The following is a 24,748-nucleotide window of genomic DNA, read 5'->3' as shown; positions in this document are numbered from 1 at the left end:
AATGATACACGGATACTAGCTCCGGAAATATACGTAGACTCCTACGGGAGGAAAGGGCACGGTTGAGACCCCTAAAGTAGTAGCACGAGGAGGCTCACCAGCCGCCCGCGAACCGCAAGTATATTTCCGGAGCGTGGTCTTTGCTCATCATTCGGTTTTTACATTAAGATTAATCCTTTTGTCCCAGCCTCACTAATTATTTTAGTCAGCATCTCTTTTGTCTTAATTGTTATAATATATTTGCAATACATTCGTTAGGAGGAATCCCAGATGATCAAAGAGCTGAATATTAAGGAACATTATCGTGAAATTTTCAAACTATCACAGTTTGCTTTTCAATATACGTTATCAGAAGCGGAGTTAAAAGCAAAGCGAGAGGAAGCGGAGCGTCATACGATTTGGGGAGTTATGGAGGAGGGCCAACTAGCAGCTAAACTCCATTTAATTCCTTTAGCAGTATCTATCCATGGAAGATCGATGCAAATGGGAGGCGTTGCATCTGTTGCTACGTGGCCTGAATTTAGACGAAATGGCATGGTAAAGAACCTATTAGCAAACGCATTAAATCACATGCACCAAAACGGACAAGTATTATCCTACCTTCACCCCTTCTCCGTTCCGTTCTATCGGAAATATGGGTATGAAGTTACATTTAATAAAAAACAATATAAAATCCCATTCGAGAAGTTAAAGCGAAATTGGGATGCTTCTGGATATGTGAGAAGAACGGAAGTCGATATTGACTTATTAGATAATTTGTATAGCCAGTACATAGGGAACTATACTGGAGCCCTTATTCGGGATGAAAAATGGTGGAAGCAGCGTGTACTAAAAGACCATCATCAAATTGCGGTAGCCTATAATGAGAATCGTGTTCCGGAGGGCTATATTCTATTTCATGTTAAGGATAAGCTATTTAAAGTAAGTGAAATTGCTTATCGATCCTTAACTGGCTTAAAGCTATTAATGGAGTTTATTGGTAATCATGATTCCATGGCGGAGCATGTTGAAATCACTGTACCAGAAAATGATAATATCCCACTTCTCCTTAAGGAGCCACGATTCGAAACAAAGGTTAATCCGTACTTTATGGCGAGGGTAGTTGATGTAAAGGGCTTTCTTACGCCATATCCATTTGAGGGATCACATTCTTCTGTATCTCTTTTTGTGGAAGATGAGTTTCTACCGGTTAATACGGGGGTGTATGTACTAAATCCTCGTCAGGAGGGAATGACCTGTACCCATATGAAAGGTAAAGGAAAAGCAGATATTACTTGTAATATTCAAGCATTTACGACAATGTTTTTAGGGTATAAAAGGCCGACAGAATTACTTGCGTTAGGGTTAATCGAGGGAAATATCGAAGCGGTTAATAAATTGGAGGATATGATACCAAGGCAGCAAACGTATTTACCGGACTTTTTCTAATGCATGTACTATCGATTCATTCCAAAGTCATAAACCGATTACTTGTCCCATAAAATAGGATGAGGATAAATAAAGGGGAGAATGGAATGAATCGATTAGGGAAAGTTGTTGCTTGGATTATTGGGTTAATCATTCTTTTTGCACTGATCAAATTGCCGTTACCAGATGTAGAGGAAACAATGGGATTTTCTTTACCTCTGGCAGGGAAAACCATTGTACTTGATCCAGGACATGGCGGACCAGATGGAGGAGCAGTTGGTAGTGATGATACATTAGAGAAGGACATTGCGCTAGAGGTATCGAAAGAGTTAAGAAACTATTTACAGCAATCTGGGGCAATAGTGTATCTAACAAGAGAAACCGATACAGATTTAGCGGATGAAAATACGAAAGGTTTATCGAGGCGAAAGGCAGAGGATATTAGAAAGCGAATGGAGTTTATCCACTCACATGATGCGGACCTCTTTTTAACGATACATTTAAATGCCATTCCCTCAACCAAATGGAGCGGAGCACAAACATTCTATTTTCCGAAATCGGATGAGGGAAAGCATTTAGCACAAATGATCCAAGCTGAAATTATCCGTAATTTAGAAAATACGAACCGAAGTGCACTAGCTGTGAATAATCTCTATTTATTAAAGCATGCCGAGGTACCAGGAGCACTAGTGGAAATTGGTTTCCTTTCTAATGTACATGAAAGGGAATTACTAAAAACAAATACGTACCAACGTCAAATGGCGGCAAGTATCTATAAGGGGATTTTGCGCTATGTCACCGAAGAACCTGAGGTGGAGGAAGAATAAGAATTGGATCACTCCTTCCAAAATTCATATCACTTAGATTTCTAGTGATTTATGGTATACTAGCCTTGGACTACTTAATCCATGCTAATAGGAAGGTGATTAAATGTTAACGAAAGAAGAAGTAATACAATTACTGAATCCTGTAAAAGATCCCTTTTTACATAGAACGTTTGAAGAAACACAAGGAATTAAAGAAGTAACGATAAAGGAAGATAAGAAGCATATCAGTGTGAAGGCTGCGATTGGAAAGACGAATACAGCTGAACAAATGCAGCTTCAACAAGAAATAGTAGGCATTCTAAAGCGTAATGGTGCCGTTACAGTAGGTCTGCGATTCGAGCAGTTACCCGACGAAGTTATAAAAAAATACCAGCCTGCAATTGAAAGCGCTAAAGAAAAGGCATTAATGGGTGGCAATAAACAACCCCATTTCCTTGCCATTGCTAGCGGTAAAGGTGGCGTTGGTAAATCAACGGTCACCGTTAACCTAGCTGTTGCATTAAGAAGAATCGGTAAAAAAGTCGGTATTATTGATGCGGATATATATGGCTTCAGTGTTCCAGATATGATGGGAATCGAAGAAAGACCGGTTGTTCGTGGAGAGAAGATTATTCCAGTGGAGCGGTTTGGTGTTAAGGTTATTTCCATGGGATTTTTTGTTGAAGACAATTCCCCGATTATTTGGCGTGGACCAATGCTTGGTAAAATGTTAAATAGTTTCTTTAAAGAGGTAGAATGGGGAGACCTAGATTATTTATTACTAGATCTTCCTCCAGGTACAGGGGACATCGCTATGGATGTGCATGAACTTTTACCATCTTGTAAGGAAATAATCGTAACAACTCCACATCCTACTGCAGCATTTGTAGCAGCTCGTGCTGGTCAAATGGCATTGAAAACAGAGCATGAAATATTAGGTGTTGTGGAAAATATGGCTTACTACAAGAGTCCAAAAACAGGAGAAAAGGAATATGTATTTGGACAAGGTGGCGGTAAGAAGCTTGCGGAAGTATTAAAAACCAAAGTGCTTGGACAATTACCAATTCAACAGCCTTATGAAGAAGAGGATGTATTTGCACCATCCGTGTATCAAGAAGACCACCCAAATGGCAAAGAGTACCATAAAATGGCAGCTAAAGTTATTGCCAAAGTAGAAGAATAAAGAGGGAAAAGGTCAGCACCCTGAAAAATGGGAGCTGACCTTTTATCTTTTAGTTTATTCCGCTCCGCCACCGGACCCGCTAGATCCACCGCCAGATTGATTACCGCCACCAGGACCACCTTGCTCACCAGATTGATTACCGCCGCCTTGGCCACCGCCTTTACTTTGTTCTTCAGCAGCTTTTAGTAATATCTCTTGTATTCGTGCCTGGAATATTGGTGATTCTAAGGTTTGCTGGATGGTTTCTTCTAGGTGTGCGCGAAATTGTTGGCTTTTTAAGGTTTGAATTTGCTGTTCTGTCATTTCCGGATTTTGTAATAAATCCATCATTTGCTTTTGGTATTCCGAATCATTCATTAAGTCCTTCATCAACTTTTTCTGATCTTCTTCGATGGATTTATAAAATGTTTCAACAAACTTAGGGTCTTCAAATAGCTTTTTCCACATTTCGCCGCCCTTTTTAGATGATAAGGTCTCATCAATCGCCTGTTTTACTGTAGTGGAGTCAATAACGAGCTGTTTCTGCATCTCTTCATCAGCTAATATTTCTCCAAGGGCTTTTTTTCCATCCTCGGTTTGCAATATATCAACAATCATTTTTTTGGTTGTATCATAATCCGTTTCCTTTGGCGCTGCTTCCCCTCCACATGCACTCATTAATAAAAGCAATCCACTAATTAATGGTAAGTAGACCACACGTAGCATGATAAATCCTCCTTCCACTTATCCTTTAATATGGATGAGATAAGTAAAAATATGCACTTGATAAAGGAAAAAAGATGTTGTTCATGATAAAATACCAATTATGTAAGCGGATTTTGGATTTATACTATATCAGGGGGACATTTCAATTGAATAGTCGCAAAGTAGTAAACTTGTTTTTAAAAACATTAGCATTAGGTGGTCTCGTTGGGCTAATTGTTAGTTTTTTTGTGAATGTTAGTGGTGCCTATACAGAGAATTTGCAGCCGTTTAATTTTATTGGATTATTAGGCGTTATGCTTTTCTTTATAGGACATGGAATGTTGTACAGTGCTGTAAGTCAAACGGGCTTCTTCGCGTACTTGTATGTACATAGATTAGGTCTAAGCATCTTCCGTTCATTCTGGCCGACAGTACAGATTGTATTAATCGCATTCGTTCTTTTTGATTTAGTTTATTTCCCTTATAAAAATGCAGAAGGTGAAGTATCCATCATTTGGTTTATACTGGCTGCTTTAGCTTTATTCATTTATGGATGGATTATTGCCAAAATAAAAGCGAAAGAAACGAAAAAGCATGCATTTATACCTGCTTTATTCTTCATGGTTGTATTTACAGTGGTTGAATGGGTACCGGCTTTACGAATTGGATTTGTTGGTGTCGAGTTTTCTTTAATTATGGTATTAACATTGCTTGTATGTAATACATACCAGCTACTAATCCTGCATCGTCTTCATAACAGTCCGGATAAAAAGGGGAAAGCAGCTAAATAAATCGAAGAAAAACCTGATGGGCTTGTTCAAAGTCCATCAGGTTTTTTTAGGGATTCTTAGGTGTTTAGCTTGAGAAACTTTTCGTTATTCCACTATTTTAGATTCTGCGTGGGCTTGGTTGATTATTTCTGACACCGTTATAAAGGTAAATCCTTTATTTTTTAATCCTGGTAGAATGGTCTTCAAGGATTCTGCGGTTTGTTTTACAGAATCAGATGCATGTAAAAGGATAATATCCCCATTACTTGTTTCTGACATGACATGATCAACGATTCTCTGGGTTCCTGGGTTTTGCCAATCGTGCGGATTAATATTCCAATGAATCACTTTATGTCCCATGTCTTCTGCTAATTTAATTATTTCATCATTGAAGTGTCCATGTGGTGCACGAACAAGCTCTAGATCCTTATAACCTAACTTGCCAAAAACCTCTTTTGCATATTGTAAATCCTTCCTAACTTGGCCGATTTCCTGGTCTAAATAGCTTTTATAACGATATCCTAGCATACCGACTTCATGCTTACTTTCGGATATTTTTTTCAAAATGTCTGGATGTTTTTCGGCCCATTCACCACTTACAAAGAAGGTAGCTTGTACTTGATGCTCTTCCAGCTGTTTTAAAATATCATGCACCTTCTCTTCGCCCCAGCTAATATTAAAGGTTAAGGCAATATTCGGTTCCTTGGAACTTCCCTTTGTTAAAGCAACAGCCTCATTCTTTGAGAAAACAGAAAAAACGCCATTGCTTTCAAACCAAAGAAAGCCAGCAGTGAAGAAAGCTAGTATAGCTACAAGCGCCCATCTTTTTATCCGACTAAAACGCCATACGTAAAAATGATTCATTACTTACCCTCCTAAGGAAACAAGCTATCAATACATCTTATGAAGGGAACGATAAAATATGAACAAGCTGTCTGGAGATTTGCTAATTTCGATTGAATAAATTCATTAAAAGTGAGAACGATATAAAATACCCCCATATTGCCTAAATAAAAACGAAGGTATATAGTAACAAGAATTATAGTGAAATTTGCCGAATGATGATGAGGTGAAAGAATATGCTAGGATTAATGATTAATCAGACCGAACAAAAGGAACTAGAGTATTTGATAAAAAGAGAATTAGATGAAATCATTTTTGATTTAGATGATACGAGAATTGATAATATGGTGAAGAGTGCCATGAAAGAACGGTATAAAGTATTGTTCCAGTTATTAAGAAGAGTAGCTAGTGAACAAGAATGTATGCGATACATACCAAAGAAGACACAGAATGAATAAGGTACCATTTAGTCCTGTTTTACATATAATACAATGTTAGTATACTAAAATTTCTGAAGAGATTTTTTTTGAAAAAGACCGTTGATTTTATTTTATAGCTATGGTATATTAATTTCTGTTGTCACATACGAAACATTGTCGAATACAACTTCAAAAAAGTTTTTTCAAAAAAGATGTTGACATTGTGTGGTAAACATGTTAAATTATATCTTGTCGCTAAAAACGACAAAGCAAAATGATTGTTCCTTGAAAACTGAACAAAACAACCAGTATGTCAAGAAGAAACATACCCTGTTTTTTCTATTAAAGAATTACAGAAGCTAGCAGCTTCTTTGCTAAGAATTACCTATGATTGATTGGTGTCAATCATAGACAAACTTTTTTGGAGAGTTTGATCTTGGCTCAGGACGAACGCTGGCGGCGTGCCTAATACATGCAAGTCGAGCGAGTGAAATTAACTGATCCCTTCGGGGTGACGTTAATGGATCTAGCGGCGGACGGGTGAGTAACACGTGGGCAACCTGCCTGTAAGACTGGGATAACTCGCGGAAACGTGAGCTAATACCGGATAACACTTCGAACCACATGGTTTGAAGATGAAAGGCGGCGCAAGCTGTCACTTACAGATGGGCCCGCGGCGCATTAGCTAGTTGGTGAGGTAACGGCTCACCAAGGCGACGATGCGTAGCCGACCTGAGAGGGTGATCGGCCACACTGGGACTGAGACACGGCCCAGACTCCTACGGGAGGCAGCAGTAGGGAATCTTCCGCAATGGACGAAAGTCTGACGGAGCAACGCCGCGTGAGTGATGAAGGTTTTCGGATTGTAAAACTCTGTTGTTAGGGAAGAACAAGTACAATAGTAACTGATTGTACCTTGACGGTACCTAACCAGAAAGCCCCGGCTAACTACGTGCCAGCAGCCGCGGTAATACGTAGGGGGCAAGCGTTGTCCGGAATTATTGGGCGTAAAGCGCGCGCAGGCGGTCCTTTAAGTCTGATGTGAAAGCCCACGGCTTAACCGTGGAGGGTCATTGGAAACTGGAGGACTTGAGTGCAGAAGAGGAGAGTGGAATTCCACGTGTAGCGGTGAAATGCGTAGAGATGTGGAGGAACACCAGTGGCGAAGGCGACTCTCTGGTCTGTAACTGACGCTGAGGCGCGAAAGCGTGGGGAGCGAACAGGATTAGATACCCTGGTAGTCCACGCCGTAAACGATGAGTGCTAGGTGTTAGGGGGTTTCCGCCCCTTAGTGCTGAAGTTAACGCATTAAGCACTCCGCCTGGGGAGTACGGCCGCAAGGCTGAAACTCAAAAGAATTGACGGGGGCCCGCACAAGCGGTGGAGCATGTGGTTTAATTCGAAGCAACGCGAAGAACCTTACCAGGTCTTGACATCCTCTGACCACCCTAGAGATAGGGCTTTCCCTTCGGGGACAGAGTGACAGGTGGTGCATGGTTGTCGTCAGCTCGTGTCGTGAGATGTTGGGTTAAGTCCCGCAACGAGCGCAACCCTTATTCTTAGTTGCCAGCATTTAGTTGGGCACTCTAAGGAGACTGCCGGTGACAAACCGGAGGAAGGTGGGGATGACGTCAAATCATCATGCCCCTTATGACCTGGGCTACACACGTGCTACAATGGATGGTACAAAGGGCAGCAAAACCGCGAGGTCGAGCAAATCCCATAAAACCATTCTCAGTTCGGATTGCAGGCTGCAACTCGCCTGCATGAAGCCGGAATCGCTAGTAATCGCGGATCAGCATGCCGCGGTGAATACGTTCCCGGGCCTTGTACACACCGCCCGTCACACCACGAGAGTTGGTAACACCCGAAGTCGGTGAGGTAACCTTTTGGAGCCAGCCGCCTAAGGTGGGACCAATGATTGGGGTGAAGTCGTAACAAGGTAGCCGTATCGGAAGGTGCGGCTGGATCACCTCCTTTCTAAGGAATATAACGGAAACATACTGTGTTGTTTAGTTCAGTTTTGAGGGAACAATCCTCATAAGTTTATGATGGGCCTGTAGCTCAGCTGGTTAGAGCGCACGCCTGATAAGCGTGAGGTCGGTGGTTCGAGTCCACTCAGGCCCACCATCTAAAACCTTATAAAGACGGGGCCTTAGCTCAGCTGGGAGAGCGCCTGCCTTGCACGCAGGAGGTCAGCGGTTCGATCCCGCTAGGCTCCATTTTTGTACCTTGAAAACTAAATAAGAGTAACAACGACATCAAACTTTAAAGCAAGGCTATTAATATAGTGAAACGCTTATTCATAATTAGTTAAGTGAATAAGGGCGCACGGTGGATGCCTTGGCACTAGGAGCCGATGAAGGACGGGACTAACACCGATATGCCTCGGGGAGTCGTAAGTAGACTTCGATCCGAGGATTTCCGAATGGGGGAACCCACTGTTCGTAATGGAACAGTATCCATATCTGAATACATAGGGTATGGAAGGCAGACCCGGGGAACTGAAACATCTCATTACCCGGAGGAAGAGAAAGCAAATGCGATTTCCTGAGTAGCGGCGAGCGAAACGGAAACAGCCCAAACCAAAAAGCTTGCTTTTTGGGGTTGTAGGACACTCCATGTCAGGAGTTACAAAGGAATTCCTTAGATGAAGATACCTGGAAAGGTAAGCCGCAGAAGGTAACAGCCCTGTAATCGAAAAGGAATTCTCTCCGGAGTGTATCCTGAGTACGGCGGAACACGTGAAATTCCGTCGGAATCCGGGAGGACCATCTCCCAAGGCTAAATACTACCTAGTGACCGATAGTGAACCAGTACCGTGAGGGAAAGGTGAAAAGCACCCCGGAAGGGGAGTGAAATAGAACCTGAAACCGTGTGCCTACAAGTAGTCGGAGCACGTTAATGTGTGACGGCGTACCTTTTGTAGAATGGACCGGCGAGTTACGATCGTATGCGAGGTTAAGTGGAAGACACGGAGCCGCAGCGAAAGCGAGTCTGAATAGGGCGAATTAGTATGCGGTCGTAGACCCGAAACCGTGTGATCTACCCATGTCCAGGGTGAAGGTCAGGTAACACTGACTGGAGGCCCGAACCCACGTATGTTGAAAAATGCGGGGATGAGGTGTGGGTAGGGGTGAAATGCCAATCGAACACGGAGATAGCTGGTTCTCTCCGAAATAGCTTTAGGGCTAGCCTCAAGAGTTGAGTACTGGAGGTAGAGCACTGATTGGACTAGGGGCCCTCATCGGGTTACCGAATTCAGTCAAACTCCGAATGCCAGATACTTTATCTTGGGAGTCAGTCTATGGGTGATAAGGTTCATAGACGAAAGGGAAACAGCCCAGACCGCCAGCTAAGGTCCCAAAGTATACGTTAAGTGGAAAAGGATGTGGAGTTGCACAGACAACCAGGATGTTGGCTTAGAAGCAGCCACCATTTAAAGAGTGCGTAATAGCTCACTGGTCGAGTGACTCTGCGCCGAAAATATACCGGGGCTAAACGTATCACCGAAGCTGCGGATTGTTCTTACGAACAATGGTAGGAGAGCGTTCTAAGTGCTGTGAAGTCAGACCGTGAGGACTGGTGGAGCGCTTAGAAGTGAGAATGCCGGTATGAGTAGCGAAAAAAGAGTGAGAATCTCTTTCACCGAATGCCTAAGGTTTCCTGAGGAAGGCTCGTCCTCTCAGGGTTAGTCGGGACCTAAGCCGAGGCCGAAAGGCGTAGGCGATGGACAACAGGTTGATATTCCTGTACCACCTCATGATCGTTATGAGCGATGGGGGGACGCAGTAGGATAGGGAATGCGCACCACTGGATGTGTGCGCCCAAGCAGTGAGGCTGTCAGGTAGGCAAATCCGCCTGGCATAAGGTTGAGCTGTGATGGGGAGTGAAATATAGTAGCGAAGTTCCTGATTTCACACTGCCAAGAAAAGCCTCTAGCCAGATCATAGGTGCCCGTACCGCAAACCGACACAGGTAGGCGAGGAGAGAATCCTAAGGTGAGCGGGAGAACTCTCGTTAAGGAACTCGGCAAAATGACCCCGTAACTTCGGGAGAAGGGGTGCTTCTTGCATGAGAAGCCGCAGTGAATAGGCCCAAGCGACTGTTTAGCAAAAACACAGGTCTCTGCGAAGCCGAAAGGCGAAGTATAGGGGCTGACACCTGCCCGGTGCTGGAAGGTTAAGGGGATGAGTTAGGGTTTACCCGAAGCTTTGAACCGAAGCCCCAGTAAACGGCGGCCGTAACTATAACGGTCCTAAGGTAGCGAAATTCCTTGTCGGGTAAGTTCCGACCCGCACGAAAGGTGTAACGATTTGGGCACTGTCTCAACGAGAGACCCGGTGAAATTATACTATGCGTGAAGATGCGCATTACCCGCGACAGGACGGAAAGACCCCGTGGAGCTTTACTGTAGCCTGATATTGAATGTCTGTGCAGCTTGTACAGGATAGGTGGGAGCCTTAGAAACCGGAGCGCTAGCTTCGGTGGAGGCATCCGTGGGATACCACCCTGGCTGTATGGACCTTCTAACCCAGGACCGTAATCCGGTTCGGAGACAGTGTCAGGCGGGCAGTTTGACTGGGGCGGTCGCCTCCTAAAAGGTAACGGAGGCGCCCAAAGGTTCCCTCAGAATGGTTGGAAATCATTCGTAGAGTGTAAAGGCAGAAGGGAGCTTGACTGCGAGACCTACAAGTCGAGCAGGGACGAAAGTCGGGCTTAGTGATCCGGTGGTTCCGCATGGAAGGGCCATCGCTCAACGGATAAAAGCTACCCCGGGGATAACAGGCTTATCTCCCCCAAGAGTTCACATCGACGGGGAGGTTTGGCACCTCGATGTCGGCTCATCGCATCCTGGGGCTGTAGTCGGTCCCAAGGGTTGGGCTGTTCGCCCATTAAAGCGGTACGCGAGCTGGGTTCAGAACGTCGTGAGACAGTTCGGTCCCTATCCGTCGTGGGCGTTGGAAGTTTGAGAGGAGCTGTCCTTAGTACGAGAGGACCGGGATGGACACACCGCTGGTGTACCAGTTGTTCCGCCAGGAGCATAGCTGGGTAGCTACGTGTGGAAAGGATAAGTGCTGAAAGCATCTAAGCATGAAGCCCCCCTCAAGATGAGACTTCCCATCACTTCGAGTGAGTAAGATCCCTTAGAGACTATGAGGTTGATAGGTCCGAGGTGGAAGCGTGGTGACACGTGGAGCTGACGGATACTAATAGATCGAGGACTTAACTAACTTATTTGATATCGTTTGTTTACTCTTATTTAGTTTTCAGGGTATAATTCTATATCCAAACCATTGTCTGGTGATGATGGCGAGAAGGTCACACCTGTTCCCATACCGAACACAGAAGTTAAGCTTCTCAGCGCCGATGGTAGTTGGGGCATTGTCCCTGCGAGAGTAGGACGTTGCCAGGCAATTTTTGTATATAAAATAGAATATTGCACATAATAGTCATATATTGTATTAAACTATTGTTCCTCAGAATAAGCATTATTCTCGCCGAGAGCATCAAAAAATGCTTCCATGAAAAGATACGTAATTTATATTATTCCACAGTAGCTCAGTGGTAGAGCAATCGGCTGTTAACCGATCGGTCGTAGGTTCGAATCCTACCTGTGGAGCCATTTTTATGTTTAATTTTCTATTATGCTTCCATAGCTCAGTCGGTAGAGCACCACCATGGTAAGGTGGGGGTCAGCGGTTCAAGTCCGCTTGGAAGCTCTTTAAAGCAGCTTAACTTCTAAATAAAGAGGTTAGGTTGTTTTTTTATTTGTTTCGTGAAGTATTCTGCGTTGAAGATTTCTATCTATTCTATAGGCATAATAAAAACTACCATACACTTTTCCAAAAGTCTGTGGTAGTTTTTTATTGGTCATATACTTTAGATAATGTATCTCATTATTTAATCAAAAATGGCTGTATAAGCGTAATTGGTGTTTCAGAAGGGGTTGTCACCTGTTTCTTCTCCTGAATTGATATAGCGCATTATAAACACCATAGATGGCTATGAATACAAGTAACCCAACCATACAAAGATTAAAATAGTACCAAAATCCATCTCCGAGAAAATTTAGCGGTGTACTGGTTGAAGGTGTTCTAGCTAAGAAAAGAAAATTGGCGTCAAAAATTGGATTGATAAAGAATCTGATAATTGCTGCATAACATAAAAGGTAAAGATAGGACTCTATTGTCTTTTTAAAGGTGATTTTTATCTTAGATGTTAGGACTAAAAATATACAAGCCCAGGATAAAATGAAATGGTGTATAAAAAACTGCCAAAATCGAAAATGAGGAAAACCATGGTGTAATTCTGGTGTTACAACCGCGAGGAAGGAGGGTACAATGCCGATGAATAGGATAACTTGAATGATTTTCTTATTTTTGGTTAGTAGTGCAAGCATAGTAAGGATTCCCGCTATGCTACATAGTTGAAAGGGAAGGAATTCACGCGGATTCCAACTTCCGTTTAATATCCCCCATGTTTGGTAACTAAGTTCAGAGGAAACTAAGGTGATCAATAACCCCATCCTAAAAAAATTAGATGTCCTTTTATTGGTAATCCATTTGTTGGAGCAAATTAGTAGTAATACAACTCCAAAAATAAATAAGAATACCATGAATAGGTGGTGGATCCCCCATAAATGAAAAGATGATACTGCCTTACTAGCAAACCACTCTCCCATTCAAATCCCCCCTGTATTTCCTTATCTAAATAGAAAACAACGCTTACTAAAGCATTTTTAGTAAGCGTCTATGATTGATTATGGATTAGTAAAATTAGCCACCAATTATGTGGTAACCTGAATCGACATGTAGCACCTCTCCGGTTACACCACGAGAAAGGTCACTGATAAAGAATAGGGTAGCGTCTCCAACTTGGTCCTGGTCAACATTACGGCGTAAAGGTGCTTTTTCTTCCACCATGCCTAGTTTCTCGTTAAACCCAGAGACACCTTTTGCTGCTAAGGTCCGAATAGGTCCAGCAGATACTGCGTTTACGCGAATACCATGTTTTCCAACATCTTCGGCTAGGTATCTAACACTTGCTTCTAAAGAAGCTTTGGCAACTCCCATTACATTATAGTTAGGAATTACTTTTTCAGAACCTAAATATGTTTGCGTAACGATACTGCCACCTTCAGTCATTAGTTCTTTTGCTGCTTTTGTGACAGCAACTAAAGAAAATGCACTAATATCCTGTGCTAATAAAAATCCCTCTCTTGATGTATCGCTGAAATCACCTTTCAGTTCATCGCGGTTTGCAAATGCGACGGCATGGACAAGTCCGTGTATAACCCCAACCTTTTCTTTTATCTCATTAAAAGCGTTGCTTATACTTGCATCGTCCGCAACATCACAGGTAACGATGAGTTTAGCCTCGATATCATTTTGTTCTAATAACTTAGTTAGTTTTTTATACGATCTTTCTTGCCTGTTAGTAAATATAAGGTTTGCTCCAGCATTATGGAGTGATTTTGTAATACCCCATGCAATACTTCTTTCGTTGGCAACACCCATAACAACAATGTTTTTATCCTTTAATAGTTCAGTCATTTGGAACCTCCATTGTGATTAACTATTAGTACCTAACTATAATTTATCACTTTTTAAATGAAAAACCAATTTATTTCTTAATTTATTAATTTTATTAGGGGGATACTCCCTTGTGTATCAAGGGTTTTACGGGGGATGAAAATTTTTTATAAAAAAATATCATTTTTCTCTTTACAAAGTGTGGAAATCTGTATATAATAAAATTCGTTGACTGCTAAGACAAGTTAAATAAATGAACTGGCCCGTTGGTCAAGCGGTTAAGACACCGCCCTTTCACGGCGGTAACACGGGTTCGAATCCCGTACGGGTCACCATGTGGAGGATTAGCTCAGCTGGGAGAGCACCTGCCTTACAAGCAGGGGGTCGCAGGTTCGAGCCCTGCATCCTCCACCATTTAAACCTAGATAGTTCTTCACCATGCCGGCCTAGCTCAATTGGTAGAGCAACGAGCAATACTTCTACCGAATCAGCTACGAGTAACCCCGAAGCATACACATCCATGAATATGCTGGGAGATACAGGGGTCATCAGGCAAACTTGACAAAATGAATAGGTGAGTTAATACCATGCCGGCCTAGCTCAATTGGTAGAGCAACTGACTTGTAATCAGTAGGTTGGGGGTTCAAGTCCTCTGGCCGGCACCATTTTTTTGTATAAAAACATATTAATATGTTAACTATATGGAGGGGTAGCGAAGTGGCTAAACGCGGCGGACTGTAAATCCGCTCCTTCGGGTTCGGCAGTTCGAATCTGCCCCCCTCCACCATTTACATTATTGGGCTATAGCCAAGCGGTAAGGCAACGGGTTTTGGTCCCGTGATTCCCAGGTTCGAATCCTGGTAGCCCAGCTTTTTTTATTTTCTGGGACTTTTTTATTTATGGAACACAAAGAAGCCGCCGATTATATAAAAACGCTCAGACTAACTTAGAACCACTTGATAACATGAGCCATTAGCTCAGTCGGTAGAGCAACGAGCAAAACACCCACTGAATAAGCTACGAGTAACCCCGAAGCATACACATCTAGAATAAGCTAGAAGATGCAGGGGTCGACTTGAAGGACGCTCAAACTAACTTAGAACCACTTGATAACATGAGCCATTAGCTCAGTCGGTAGAGCAACGAGCAATACTCCCGCCGAAATAGCTACGAGTAACCCCGAAGCACAAACATCTTGAATAAGCTAGAAGATGCAGGGGTCGACTTGAAGGACGCTCAAACTAACTTAGAACCACTTGATAACATGAGCCATTAGCTCAGTCGGTAGAGCAACGAGCAAAACACCCACCGAATCAGCTACGAGTAACCCCGAAGCATAAACATCTTGAATAAGCTGGAAGATGCAGGGGTCGACTTGAAGAACGCTCAGACTAACTTAGAACCACTTAATAAAGTGAGCCATTAGCTCAGTCGGTAGAGCATCTGACTTTTAATCAGAGGGTCGAAGGTTCGAATCCTTCATGGCTCATCATATAAATACGTGAAATCATGCAAGGTTACGATTCTTTCGTAACCTTTTTTTTATTTGCATTTTATACTGTTTTTTAACATAATAGATAGAGTAATTCTTTATATAAAATAAAGAATGAAACAAGTTCTTACTAAATAAATAGATACTATTAAAGGATGGTTGGTATGAGATCTTCTAGGATTCCTGGATTTTATAAAAGAACAGTTGAAGAACGAAGAGAGCTGTTGCAGGAGGCACTTGAGCTATCTGAAGATGACTTAAGCGTCTTAACATCACAGGAGGCATTACCAATCGATACTGCAGATAAAATGATTGAGAATGTTATAGGAACATTCCCACTTCCGTTAGGATTAGGATTGAACTTCTTAATTAACGGGAAAGACTATATAATACCAATGGTTGTTGAGGAACCATCAATTGTCGCTTCTGCAAGTCACATTGCTAAAATTGTAAGAGATGCAGGTGGTTTTAAAACAGAAGCTTCAGATAGAGTCATGATTGGACAAATCCAAGTAGTTGGTTGTCCAGATTTCGATGCTGCAAAGAATGTATTGTTAGAAGCTAAAAATGAATTAATAGAGGCAGCTAATGCTGCTTATCCTAGTATTGTAGCCAGAGGTGGGGGAGCAAGGGATTTAGATGTACGTATTCTAAATGATTCACCTGGTTCCAGCTACGGAACAATGCTTGTATTACATTTATATATTGATACATGTGACGCAATGGGTGCCAATATTATAAACACTATGGTTGAATCGTTGGCTCCGACAGTCGAAGAGCTTACGGCAGGTAAAGTATACCTACGTATTTTATCTAATCTTGCTGATCGCTGTGTCGCAAAGGCTACATGTGTTATCCCCCCTAAATTATTAACTACAGGCGAATACTCTGGTGAAGAAGTGCGCGATGGTGTAGTGCATGCATTTGAATTCGCAGACTCTGACCCATACCGGGCAGTAACACATAATAAAGGGATTATGAATGGCATTGATCCAGTTGTCATTGCGACTGGTAATGATTGGCGTGCGGTTGAAGCGGGAGCTCATGCCTATGCATCACGTTTTGGAAGTTATCGTTCCATGACGAAATGGTCAGTTGATCAGGAGGGTAATTTGGTAGGAGAATTAGAATTACCAATGTCTATTGGCACAGTAGGTGGAGCGATTCGTGTACATCCGATTTCACAATTAGCGCATAAAATGTTAAATATAGAATCTGCTTCCGAGCTTGCACAAATTATTGTTGCAGTAGGTTTAGCACAAAATCTCGGTGCTTTAAAAGCTCTAGTAACAGATGGAATTCAAAAAGGTCATATGGCCCTGCATTCTCGATCTGTTGCGATAGCTGCTGGCGCTACTGGGGAGATGATTGATATTATAGCTGAACAATTAGTTAAGTTAAAGGAAATCCGTGTAGGTAAAGCTAAAGAATTGGTGGAACAATATTCAAAATGAGTACAGAAAAACTAACAATCACAAATAAATTAATAACAACAGAAAAAAGTGGAATTGGAATTGCGAATAGCAAACTAATCTTAATTGGTGAGCATGCAGTTGTACACGGACAACCAGCAATCGCGATACCTTTTCCGTTAGTAGGAGTAGAATCTGTAATTGAATATCATAAAGGGCCAATTAAGTTCGATAGTACCTTTTATAATGGGCCGATGGATTCTGCGCCACTTACATTAGAAGGAATTGTAAACAGCATTCATGAAACCTTAAAATATTTAGGACTTCCTAAAGAGGACCTAGTCATTAAAATAAAATCCTCTATACCACCTGGAAAAGGATTAGGATCTAGCGCATCGGTCGCAATCGCTATTATTCGATCGTTATTTTCTTATGCAAATGTGACGTATACAGAAAGAGAGTTGTTACATTTTGCTAATATTGCAGAGAAGTTTGCTCATGGTTCTCCGAGTGGGATTGATACATTAACGATAACCTCGGAATCACCGGTATGGTTCGAAAAAGAAAATCCGGTAAGCTATATAAGTCCTGGAGAGGATTTTCATTTTATTGTAGCGGACTCAGGTCGTATTGGTGACACACGTTCAGCCGTGGAATCGGTTGCTCATCTTTTAAAGAAAGCTCCTAAGAAGATTCAGGCCAAAATTGAACGAATCGGGGAATTAACTCATTTAGCTAAACACGCATTAGAAAAGGCTGGTAAGAATTTATTAGGCCAAATGTTAAATGAGGCGCAAAAGGAATTAGTTGCGCTAGGTGTTAGTGATGAGGGACTAGATCGATTAATTAACTTTGCTCGTAAAGAGGGCGCGCTAGGTGCTAAATTAACTGGTGCTGGCAATGGTGGCTGTGTGATTGCGCTTGCCAAGAATGAGTTACATTCAAGGCAACTAGCAGAGAAGCTAAAAGAATTTGGTGCGCAAGCTGTTTGGCCATTTGTCTTAAGAAAACAAGATTAATAAGAAATGGCTTTGAAAAGGGGAACAGTCATGAAAGCAACTGCAAAGGCGCATACCAATATTGCATTAATTAAATATTGGGGAAAGCGTGATGAAGCATTAATTTTACCTACTAATAATAGTTTATCTGTAACGTTAGACGGATTTTATACGACAACAACAGTTTCGTTTAAGCCTGAACTAACAAAGGATACCTTTACCTTAAATGATGAGATGGTAGTAGGTGAGCAATACAACCGAGTTACGAACTTTCTTAATAAAGTTCGAGATATAGCTGGAAAGCAACTATATGCAGAAGTAAAATCGATAAATGCAGTTCCCACTGCAGCGGGTTTTGCTTCTTCTGCATCAGGCTTTGCTGCACTTGCAGCTGCTGCGACAAAAGCAATTGGGTTGAGCCTGACTGAATCGGAACTATCTCGTTTAACCCGCCAAGGCTCTGGTTCTGCATGTCGTTCTATCTTTGGTGGATTTGCCGAATGGCAAAAAGGGGAGATGGAAGACGGCTCTGATTCCTTTGCTGTACCAGTAGCTCCAAAAGATCATTGGGACATTAGAATTGCTGCGGTGGTTCTCGATGCAAAAATGAAAAAAGTATCCAGCAGGTCAGGGATGAAGCGGACGGTTGAAACTTCACCCTTTTTTAAAGGATGGGTTGAAAGTATTCCATCTGATTTAGAAGCAATAAAACAAGGAATTCTGGAGAGAGACTTTCAAAGGGTTGGAGAAATTGCGGAGGCGAACTGCCTGAAAATGCATGCTACAACACTTGGAGCCAATCCTCCCTTCACATACTGGTTAGACACGACGATGTCTGTTATGCAAACTGTACAGGAATTACGAAGTACCGGAGTTCCAGCATACTTTACCATCGATGCGGGACCTAATGTAAAAGTGTTATACCTACCACAGGATGAGGAGAAGGTGCTCGAAACGCTTCGCAATATTTCAGGTGTTACAGATGTAAAATTAAGTCGAGTCGGGCAAGGAATAACGTATTTAGAGGATGAGGAGCTTGTCTAATTCAACCATAACGATTCAAGTCCCTGGAAAATTAATGATTGCTGGAGAGTTTGCGGTGCTTGAGCCTTATCACAAGCTAATTGCGATGGCTGTTAATCGCTTTGTATATGTCGATATACAACCTAGTGAAAGGAATCAACTAACACTAGAGAAATTCCAACTAACTAACCTGAATTGGGTATATACTGATGACCAGGTAAACATTGAATCTGAGGATAAACATGTTGATTTTGTCCAAGAGGCAATGACGATCGCCTGTAAGTATTTAGCAGAGAGTGGAACTACTATCGAGAATTTTTCGCTTCGGGTTAAGAGCGAATTAGATGATAAAAGCACAGGGAAAAAATTCGGTCTTGGTTCTAGTGCTGCTGTAGTAGTTGGGGTCATAACAGCTATCTTGCAGTATCATATGAAAAAAACACCAGATCCATTACTGATATTTAAACTTGCTGCATTATCGCATATTGCAGCACAAGGTAATGGCTCTGGAGCGGATGTAGCTGCTAGTGCATATGGCGGAATTATTCAGTATTCCTCCTTCCAGGCAGGTTGGTTAAGAGAGAAATACGAAGAATCGGATACTTTATTAGAACTACTAGAAATGGATTGGAAATATTTATCCATTAAACCGGTAACGTTACCGGAACATATCCATCTCCGTGTTGGTTGGACTGGTAGTCCAGCATCAACAGGAAATTTAGTAAATCAAATATTGCATTTGAAAGAACGTAATTTTAATAAATATCAGGAGTTTTTACGAGATAGTGAGGAAGCAGTTGAACACTTCCTAAAAGGAGTTCAAACGGAGAACCTTCCACAACTATTGCAAGGTATCAAACAAAACAGAGCTGCATTAGTAACGGTTGGAAAAGAGGCGCAAACAGAACTAGAAACATCTATGATAACACAATTATGTAATCTAGCTGAAGAACTAGGAGGAGCTGCAAAGCAATCCGGAGCCGGAGGCGGTGACTGTGGAATTGCTTTTATGCCATCTATAGAGAGCGCTAATCACTTAACCCATGTTTGGGAAGAAGCAGGAATTATTCCGTTAGAAATTCAACCGTATTTTAATGGAGCTACCCCTATAGAGAAGGCATCGCCCTAATATGGCGATGCTTTCTTTCGTGGATGGAGCATGAATAAATATTCGAAAAATTGTCGAGTTGAGTCGTTTTTATAAACTAAGGTAAAATAATATTATATGGAGGTGGCTTTTTATTATGAAAAATAAAATATCTTTAATCGGTGTCCCAATGGATTTAGGACAAAGTCGTCGCGGAGTCGATATGGGACCAAGTGCACTTCGTTATGCTGGCGCAATTGAGCGCATACAAGATTTAAACTATGATATTCACGATTTAGGGGATATACCGATAAATCGTCCAGATAAATATGAGGATGGAACGAAACTTAAAAATTTAGAGCAAGTCATAGAAGCAAATGAAACATTAGCGGAAATGGTGGATGCAGAAATAACTAAAGGTAGGTTCCCTCTTGTGTTAGGAGGAGACCATAGTATAGCTATTGGAAGCTTGGCTGGAATCTCCAAGCATTATGAGAATTTAGGGGTAATTTGGTATGATGCTCACGGGGATTTGAATACGAGTGAAACATCTCCATCTGGAAATATTCACGGTATGCCACTTGCTGTCAGCCTAGGGCTTGGCCACGAAAGACTTACCAACCTATATCAATACGCTCCTAAGGTGAAGCCGGAAAATATCGTAATAATTGGTGCAAGATCATTAGACCCTGGAGAAAGAGAATTAATCCGTGAAATGGGTATTAAAGTATATACCATGCATGAAATCGATCGAATGGGAATGTCACGAGTAATGGATGAGGCAATAGAATATTTGAAAGATCGTACCGATGGTGTTCATCTAAGCTTGGATCTTGATGGATTAGATCCGACGGAAGCACCAGGTGTTGGAACTCCTGTGTTAGGTGGTATGACCTATCGCGAAAGCCATTTAGCAATGGAAATGCTTGCTGAATCGGATTTGATTACTTCTTTAGAGGTAGTGGAGGTAAATCCAATAATTGATGAAAAAAATAAAACAGCTACATTAGCTGTTGGATTAATGGGATCATTATTTGGTGAAAAACTGAAATAATCTATTAACTAAAAAGGCATTAATTTAAATTAAATTAAATTGATGTCTTTTTCTTTATTAGATACATCACTTAATTGATACTGATTCAATAGATTATCCAATTTTTTACTCGTTTCTACGACTACTTCTGAGGTTAGTTTATATTTATTACTCAGTGTAATCATCTCTTTACGGCATTGCTCAATTTCTTGTAATAAAAGTTTATCCATGTTTTTTCCCCCTATTACTATACATTAAACTATATTACCCGAATAATTTACCGTTTTGCAATAGTAAATTAAGAAAAATCCATATTTTTTACCGATTATGCGTTATAATGGTATGGAAAAAGTTTACTAATGTTTATTTGTTCTTGCTATCCATGATTTAATGTGATGTGTGCAAGGATAAATAGATTGTACGCACACGATAAAAAAATGGATGAAAAGCGGAATTTTTTATAAAAAAAGTGAAACCTTTTTAGTTTTGATACGTAAGGTTTAATACCGCATCAGGCGGAGGTACATGGAATGGAATTGTTAATTAAAGATAAAATTAAACAGGTCAAAAAAGGGGATCAAGCTGCTTTTGAAGATGTTATCTTGTTTTATCAGGATAAGATTTATCAACATTGCTATCGAATGCTAGGAAACGCACATGAGGCAGAGGATATTGCTCAGGAAGCTTTTATTCGTGCATATATAAATATCCACTCCTATGATGAACGTAGAAAATTCTCAACATGGTTATACAGAATTGCAACAAACCTAACCATTGATCGTTTACGAAAACGAAAACCCGATTATTATCTTGATGCGGAAGTAAAAGGCACTGATGGGTTGGATATGTACTCGCAATTAGCTGCAGATGAAAAGCTTCCAGAGGATCAATTAGAGGGGCTCGAGCTTCAGAATTATATCCAAAAGCAAATTGCTGAGCTCCCAGCCAAGTATCGTAGTATAATAATGCTACGCTATTTAGAGGACTTCTCACTTCAAGAGATTAGTGAAATATTAGACATCCCGATTGGGACAGTAAAAACTAGAATTCATCGGGGGCGGGAAGCCTTACGTAAAAAGCTTCGTCATGTGTAAAAGGAGTGAATCCAGTTGGATTGTAATAAAGAAGCATTAGATTTAATGCATAAGCACTTAGATGGTGATATCACGAGGGAAGAAGAAGCCCAGCTAATCAATCATCTAGAGGGCTGTATGGCGTGTCAAAAGCATCTCCATGAATTAAAGAGAACCATTACATTAATTCAAAGTACTGATAAAATGAGCGCACCTGAGGGCTTTGCTAATAGGGTGATGCAGCAGCTACCTGTGGAGAAGAAACATGTGAGATACATGCGCTGGTTTAAGATGCATCCGGTATTAACCGCGGCAGCTATCTTTTTTATCTTTATGTTTACTGGATTAATATCCGCATGGGAGCAAGATTCACAGCTGATGGTTTCTAACCCGGAAAATCTTATCATTGAAGGACATATGGTTGTTGTGCCAGAGGGAGTCACAGTAGAAGGTGACTTAGTTGTTCAAAATGGTAATTTGAAAATTGATGGAACGGTGGATGGGAATGTCACCTTAATCAATGGTAAATTAGTCGAAGATAATGGACTAGATCAAAATGGTCTTATGGCTAATGCGGCAGGGGTTAATGGAGAATTAAAAGAAGTGAATCGCATTTTTGAATGGGTATGGTACCATATGCAAAATGTCTTTAAAGGTATATTTTCAATGGAATAGTAAAAACCTGGTTTGTAGAACCGGGTTTTTTTATTAGGTTCTTAGGGAAAAACAAAGGTATAGCTACTAGCCGAATTTTGGAAATTGAGACTAGCTAAATGACGTATCGCGATATAAAATATGGTATAATGGAAACGGTATTTTCGCAGAAACTGTACATATGGGCGTTAATATCAGTTGTTATCTGACTACACAAGAGATTCAGTTAATGAAGACGGGAAGAGAATTCGATGTATAAAAGGAAGTGTAGACATGCCTAATGGGGATTTTGGTATATTAGACCTACTAAGAATAGGCGTAGATATAGGTCTCGTCTGGTATGTTCTATATAAATTAATCATGTTAATACGAGGAACAAAGGCAATTCAATTATTAAAAGGTATTGTTGTTGTTTTTGTTGTTCGTTTGCTCAGTATGCTATTTGAATTACAAACATTAATGTGGGCAACTGACCAGATAATTTCTTGGGGTTTTATTGTGATTATTATTTTATTCCAACCAGAGCTTAGAAGAGCTCTAGAGCAAATTGGGAGAGGTAATCTTTTCTCTAGAAGTATGAAATCCGAAGAAGAAAAGTTTGAAAAAATGGTCACCGATATTGTTCATGCTTGTAATTATATGGCAAAACGCCGCATAGGAGCATTGATTACTATAGAACGCGAGACGGGTATCGGAGAATATGTTGAAACAGGGATACCGATTAATGGGAAATTAACGCATCAACTATTAACAAATATTTTTACACCGAATACTCCGCTTCATGATGGTGCAGTCATTATCAAGGATGATGAAATAGTTGCAGCGGCTTGTTACCTCCCATTATCTGAAAGTCCTTTTATTTCAAAGGAATTAGGTACCAGACATAGGGCTGCAATGGGGATTAGTGAAGTAACGGATGCGCTAACCATTGTTGTATCAGAAGAAACCGGTGGTATATCTGGTACGAAAAATGGAGAGCTTCGCAGAGAGTTAAGCCAAGATGGATTAAGAGATTTCTTGCTCGAAAATTTAACTCCTAGCCATCGTGCTTCCGAGAGAAAGGCTTGGAAGATAAGGGGGAAAAAGCGTGGATAATTGGTTCAGAAGCAAATGGTTTATCCGAGGTATTTCTTTAGGCTTCGCGATATTGTTGTACGTTTTTGTTTCGATTGAAGAGGCTGATACATCCAATGAAAGTATTATCCCCAATCTCTTCGGTGGATCATCACAAACAGAAACTTTAACAGGGGTTCCACTGGACATCCTGATAGATAGTGAACAATATGTTGTTAGTGGTGTTCCAGAAAGTGTAACCGTCTCATTAGAAGGTCCTGCCAGTGCGATAACTCCAATTGTGAGACAGCGTAACATAGAGCTTTTCGTTGACCTTAGAGATTTGACTGAGGGAGAGCATGAAGTAGAAATTGAATATGATAATGTGCCAAATCAATTATCTGTCTATATTGAACCGAAAACTATAACGGTATTTATCGAAAAACGAGCATCTAATGAATTTAATGTTAGTGTCGATTTTATTAATGAAGATAAACTCCCTGAAGGTTACCAGATAGGAGCATATGAATTAAACACGAACACAGTTAAGGTGACAAGCTCAAAGGAAATTATTGAACGAATCGCCATTGTCAAAGTGTATGTGGATGTTGCCGGCTTAACAGAATCGATTAACAATCGGGAAGTACCAGTCAATGTCTACGATAGCCAAGGAAATGAACTTGCCGTTAGAGTTGATCCGGCAACGGTTGTAATCTCTGCTGAAATTGATAATCCGAGTAAAAGTGTACCAGTAAGTGTCGCCACAACAGGAGAATTACAAGACGGTTATTCCATCGTATCGATGGAACCTAAAGTGGAAGAAGTAGAAGTGTTTGCAGTTTCTGATATATTAGATAATCTAGATGAAATCAAGACAGAACCAATTGATCTTTCTGAATTAACCAAATCAGGAACCATGAAGATTGGACTAGCTCTACCAGATCGTGTGCTACCCTCTGATGTAAATGAAATAGAGGTAGAGATACAATTAGAGCAAACCAAAACAATAGATGAGGTTCCGATTGAGGTGGACAATCTTGCAGATGGGTATAACCTTAGATTTATTGAGCCGAATGAATCGCAGCTAAGTATAACCGTAACAGGAAATGAACAAGATGTTAGAGACTTAAGTGCGGAAGACTTTCGAATAGCTATTGATGCAACTGGTCTAGAAGCGGGAAGAAATACCGTACCATTAGAAATAGAAGGTCCGGAAAATGTTACGGTGGATACAGATGTGGAAGAGGTCGTCATTGAAATAGAGGAAGAAGTTTAG

At 41.2% G+C, this 24,748-nt stretch carries 18 protein-coding genes, 10 tRNA genes and 3 rRNA genes; 27 read left to right on the top strand and 4 right to left on the bottom strand.

Going from position 1 to position 24,748, the window contains the following annotated elements:
* The first annotated feature begins 270 nt into the window (after positions 1-270).
* The 3 genes from MKY78_RS08885 (at position 271) to MKY78_RS08875 (ending at position 3,396) form a co-directional block, all read left to right on the top strand.
* Complete coding sequence (locus tag MKY78_RS08885; protein WP_339217467.1) at positions 271-1,428, top strand: GNAT family N-acetyltransferase; 1,158 nt, start codon at positions 271-273, stop codon at positions 1,426-1,428.
* A gap of 86 nt (positions 1,429-1,514) precedes the next feature.
* Positions 1,515-2,234: an N-acetylmuramoyl-L-alanine amidase CwlD gene (gene cwlD, locus MKY78_RS08880; protein ID WP_339217466.1), complete on the top strand. Its 720-nt coding sequence runs from the start codon at positions 1,515-1,517 to the stop codon at positions 2,232-2,234.
* 103 nt (positions 2,235-2,337) lie between these two features.
* Positions 2,338-3,396 carry an Mrp/NBP35 family ATP-binding protein gene (locus MKY78_RS08875; protein ID WP_186871293.1) on the top strand — a complete coding sequence of 353 codons (1,059 nt, stop codon included), beginning with the start codon at positions 2,338-2,340 and terminating at the stop codon, positions 3,394-3,396.
* Positions 3,397-3,450: 54 nt separating this feature from the next.
* Here the strand turns inward: MKY78_RS08875 and gerD are convergent, their stop codons facing one another.
* Positions 3,451-4,101: a spore germination lipoprotein GerD gene (gene gerD / locus MKY78_RS08870; protein WP_211742697.1), complete on the bottom strand. Its 651-nt coding sequence runs from the start codon at positions 4,099-4,101 to the stop codon at positions 3,451-3,453.
* A gap of 146 nt (positions 4,102-4,247) precedes the next feature.
* On the opposite strand from gerD, the gene MKY78_RS08865 reads away from it, so the two are divergent.
* A complete protein-coding gene (locus tag MKY78_RS08865; RefSeq protein WP_339217463.1) occupies positions 4,248-4,871 on the top strand; it encodes a KinB-signaling pathway activation protein in 624 nt (207 codons plus the stop codon).
* An 84-nt stretch (positions 4,872-4,955) separates the two neighbouring features.
* On the opposite strand, the gene pdaB is transcribed toward MKY78_RS08865, so the two are convergent.
* A complete protein-coding gene (gene pdaB, locus MKY78_RS08860) occupies positions 4,956-5,714 on the bottom strand; it encodes a polysaccharide deacetylase family sporulation protein PdaB (RefSeq protein ID WP_339217461.1) in 759 nt (252 codons plus the stop codon).
* Between the two features lie 215 nt (positions 5,715-5,929).
* Here pdaB and MKY78_RS08855 point away from each other — a divergent pair, with 215 nt between their 5' ends.
* The 8 genes from MKY78_RS08855 to MKY78_RS08820 all read left to right on the top strand — a co-directional run bounded on the left by MKY78_RS08855 (position 5,930) and on the right by MKY78_RS08820 (position 11,835).
* Positions 5,930-6,151, top strand: coding sequence for a hypothetical protein (locus tag MKY78_RS08855; protein WP_186871297.1), 222 nt, complete (start codon positions 5,930-5,932; stop codon positions 6,149-6,151).
* A 379-nt stretch (positions 6,152-6,530) separates the two neighbouring features.
* A 16S ribosomal RNA gene (locus tag MKY78_RS08850) occupies positions 6,531-8,092 on the top strand.
* A gap of 73 nt (positions 8,093-8,165) precedes the next feature.
* Positions 8,166-8,242, top strand: a tRNA-Ile gene (locus tag MKY78_RS08845).
* Between the two features lie 19 nt (positions 8,243-8,261).
* Positions 8,262-8,334, top strand: a tRNA-Ala gene (locus MKY78_RS08840).
* An 89-nt stretch (positions 8,335-8,423) separates the two neighbouring features.
* Positions 8,424-11,346, top strand: a 23S ribosomal RNA gene (locus MKY78_RS08835).
* 66 nt (positions 11,347-11,412) lie between these two features.
* A 5S ribosomal RNA gene (gene rrf / locus MKY78_RS08830) occupies positions 11,413-11,528 on the top strand.
* Together the 16S, 23S and 5S rRNA genes with 4 tRNA genes alongside form the textbook arrangement of a ribosomal RNA operon.
* 135 nt (positions 11,529-11,663) lie before the next feature.
* A tRNA-Asn gene (locus MKY78_RS08825) sits at positions 11,664-11,738 on the top strand.
* Positions 11,739-11,762: 24 nt separating this feature from the next.
* Positions 11,763-11,835: transfer RNA gene (locus MKY78_RS08820), tRNA-Thr, on the top strand.
* Positions 11,836-12,891: 1,056 nt separating this feature from the next.
* On the opposite strand, the gene fabI is transcribed toward MKY78_RS08820, so the two are convergent.
* Positions 12,892-13,668, bottom strand: coding sequence for an enoyl-ACP reductase FabI (fabI, locus tag MKY78_RS08815; protein WP_186869416.1), 777 nt, complete (start codon positions 13,666-13,668; stop codon positions 12,892-12,894).
* 239 nt (positions 13,669-13,907) lie between these two features.
* Between fabI and MKY78_RS08810 the strand changes: the two genes are divergently transcribed.
* From MKY78_RS08810 to rocF, 11 genes are all read left to right on the top strand, one after another.
* Positions 13,908-13,982 (top strand) — tRNA-Glu (locus MKY78_RS08810).
* Positions 13,983-13,985: 3 nt separating this feature from the next.
* Positions 13,986-14,061, top strand: a tRNA-Val gene (locus tag MKY78_RS08805).
* A 175-nt stretch (positions 14,062-14,236) separates the two neighbouring features.
* A tRNA-Thr gene (locus MKY78_RS08800) sits at positions 14,237-14,312 on the top strand.
* Between the two features lie 38 nt (positions 14,313-14,350).
* Positions 14,351-14,434 (top strand) — tRNA-Tyr (locus MKY78_RS08795).
* Between the two features lie 10 nt (positions 14,435-14,444).
* Positions 14,445-14,516 (top strand) — tRNA-Gln (locus MKY78_RS08790).
* Between the two features lie 547 nt (positions 14,517-15,063).
* Positions 15,064-15,136 (top strand) — tRNA-Lys (locus tag MKY78_RS08785).
* 167 nt (positions 15,137-15,303) lie between these two features.
* Positions 15,304-16,593 carry a hydroxymethylglutaryl-CoA reductase, degradative gene (locus tag MKY78_RS08780; protein WP_339217460.1) on the top strand — a complete coding sequence of 430 codons (1,290 nt, stop codon included), beginning with the start codon at positions 15,304-15,306 and terminating at the stop codon, positions 16,591-16,593.
* Complete coding sequence (gene mvk / locus MKY78_RS08775; protein ID WP_339217459.1) at positions 16,590-17,570, top strand: mevalonate kinase; 981 nt, start codon at positions 16,590-16,592, stop codon at positions 17,568-17,570. The genes MKY78_RS08780 and mvk overlap by 4 nt, the downstream gene beginning before the upstream one ends.
* Positions 17,571-17,600: 30 nt before the next feature.
* A complete protein-coding gene (mvaD, locus tag MKY78_RS08770) occupies positions 17,601-18,593 on the top strand; it encodes a diphosphomevalonate decarboxylase (protein ID WP_339217458.1) in 993 nt (330 codons plus the stop codon).
* Positions 18,586-19,701 (top strand): phosphomevalonate kinase, encoded by a 1,116-nt coding sequence (locus tag MKY78_RS08765; protein WP_339217456.1) that lies wholly within the window; start codon positions 18,586-18,588, stop codon positions 19,699-19,701. The genes mvaD and MKY78_RS08765 overlap by 8 nt, the downstream gene beginning before the upstream one ends.
* A 115-nt stretch (positions 19,702-19,816) precedes the next feature.
* Complete coding sequence (gene rocF / locus MKY78_RS08760) at positions 19,817-20,713, top strand: arginase (protein WP_339217454.1); 897 nt, start codon at positions 19,817-19,819, stop codon at positions 20,711-20,713.
* A 29-nt stretch (positions 20,714-20,742) separates the two neighbouring features.
* Here rocF and MKY78_RS08755 read toward each other — a convergent pair whose 3' ends face one another.
* Entirely contained in the window at positions 20,743-20,922 is a 180-nt protein-coding gene (locus tag MKY78_RS08755) for an aspartyl-phosphate phosphatase Spo0E family protein (protein ID WP_339217452.1), read from the bottom strand.
* A gap of 300 nt (positions 20,923-21,222) precedes the next feature.
* Between MKY78_RS08755 and sigW the strand changes: the two genes are divergently transcribed.
* From sigW to MKY78_RS08735, 4 genes are all read left to right on the top strand, one after another.
* Positions 21,223-21,786, top strand: a complete 564-nt coding sequence (gene sigW / locus MKY78_RS08750; RefSeq protein WP_186869423.1) for an RNA polymerase sigma factor SigW — start codon at positions 21,223-21,225, stop codon at positions 21,784-21,786.
* 15 nt (positions 21,787-21,801) lie between these two features.
* Complete coding sequence (locus MKY78_RS08745; RefSeq protein ID WP_339217450.1) at positions 21,802-22,440, top strand: zf-HC2 domain-containing protein; 639 nt, start codon at positions 21,802-21,804, stop codon at positions 22,438-22,440.
* A 252-nt stretch (positions 22,441-22,692) separates the two neighbouring features.
* Positions 22,693-23,514 (top strand): diadenylate cyclase CdaA, encoded by an 822-nt coding sequence (gene cdaA, locus MKY78_RS08740; protein ID WP_339217448.1) that lies wholly within the window; start codon positions 22,693-22,695, stop codon positions 23,512-23,514.
* Positions 23,507-24,748, top strand: coding sequence for a CdaR family protein (locus MKY78_RS08735; RefSeq protein ID WP_339217446.1), 1,242 nt, complete (start codon positions 23,507-23,509; stop codon positions 24,746-24,748). Before cdaA ends, MKY78_RS08735 begins: the two co-directional genes overlap by 8 nt.

Source organism: Ornithinibacillus sp. FSL M8-0202, from assembly GCF_037975285.1.
GTDB classification, from domain to species: Bacteria; Bacillota; Bacilli; order Bacillales; family Amphibacillaceae; genus Ornithinibacillus; species Ornithinibacillus massiliensis.
Note: the sequence above shows the minus strand (reverse complement) of the source record. Positions and strands in the feature narration are given on the sequence as shown.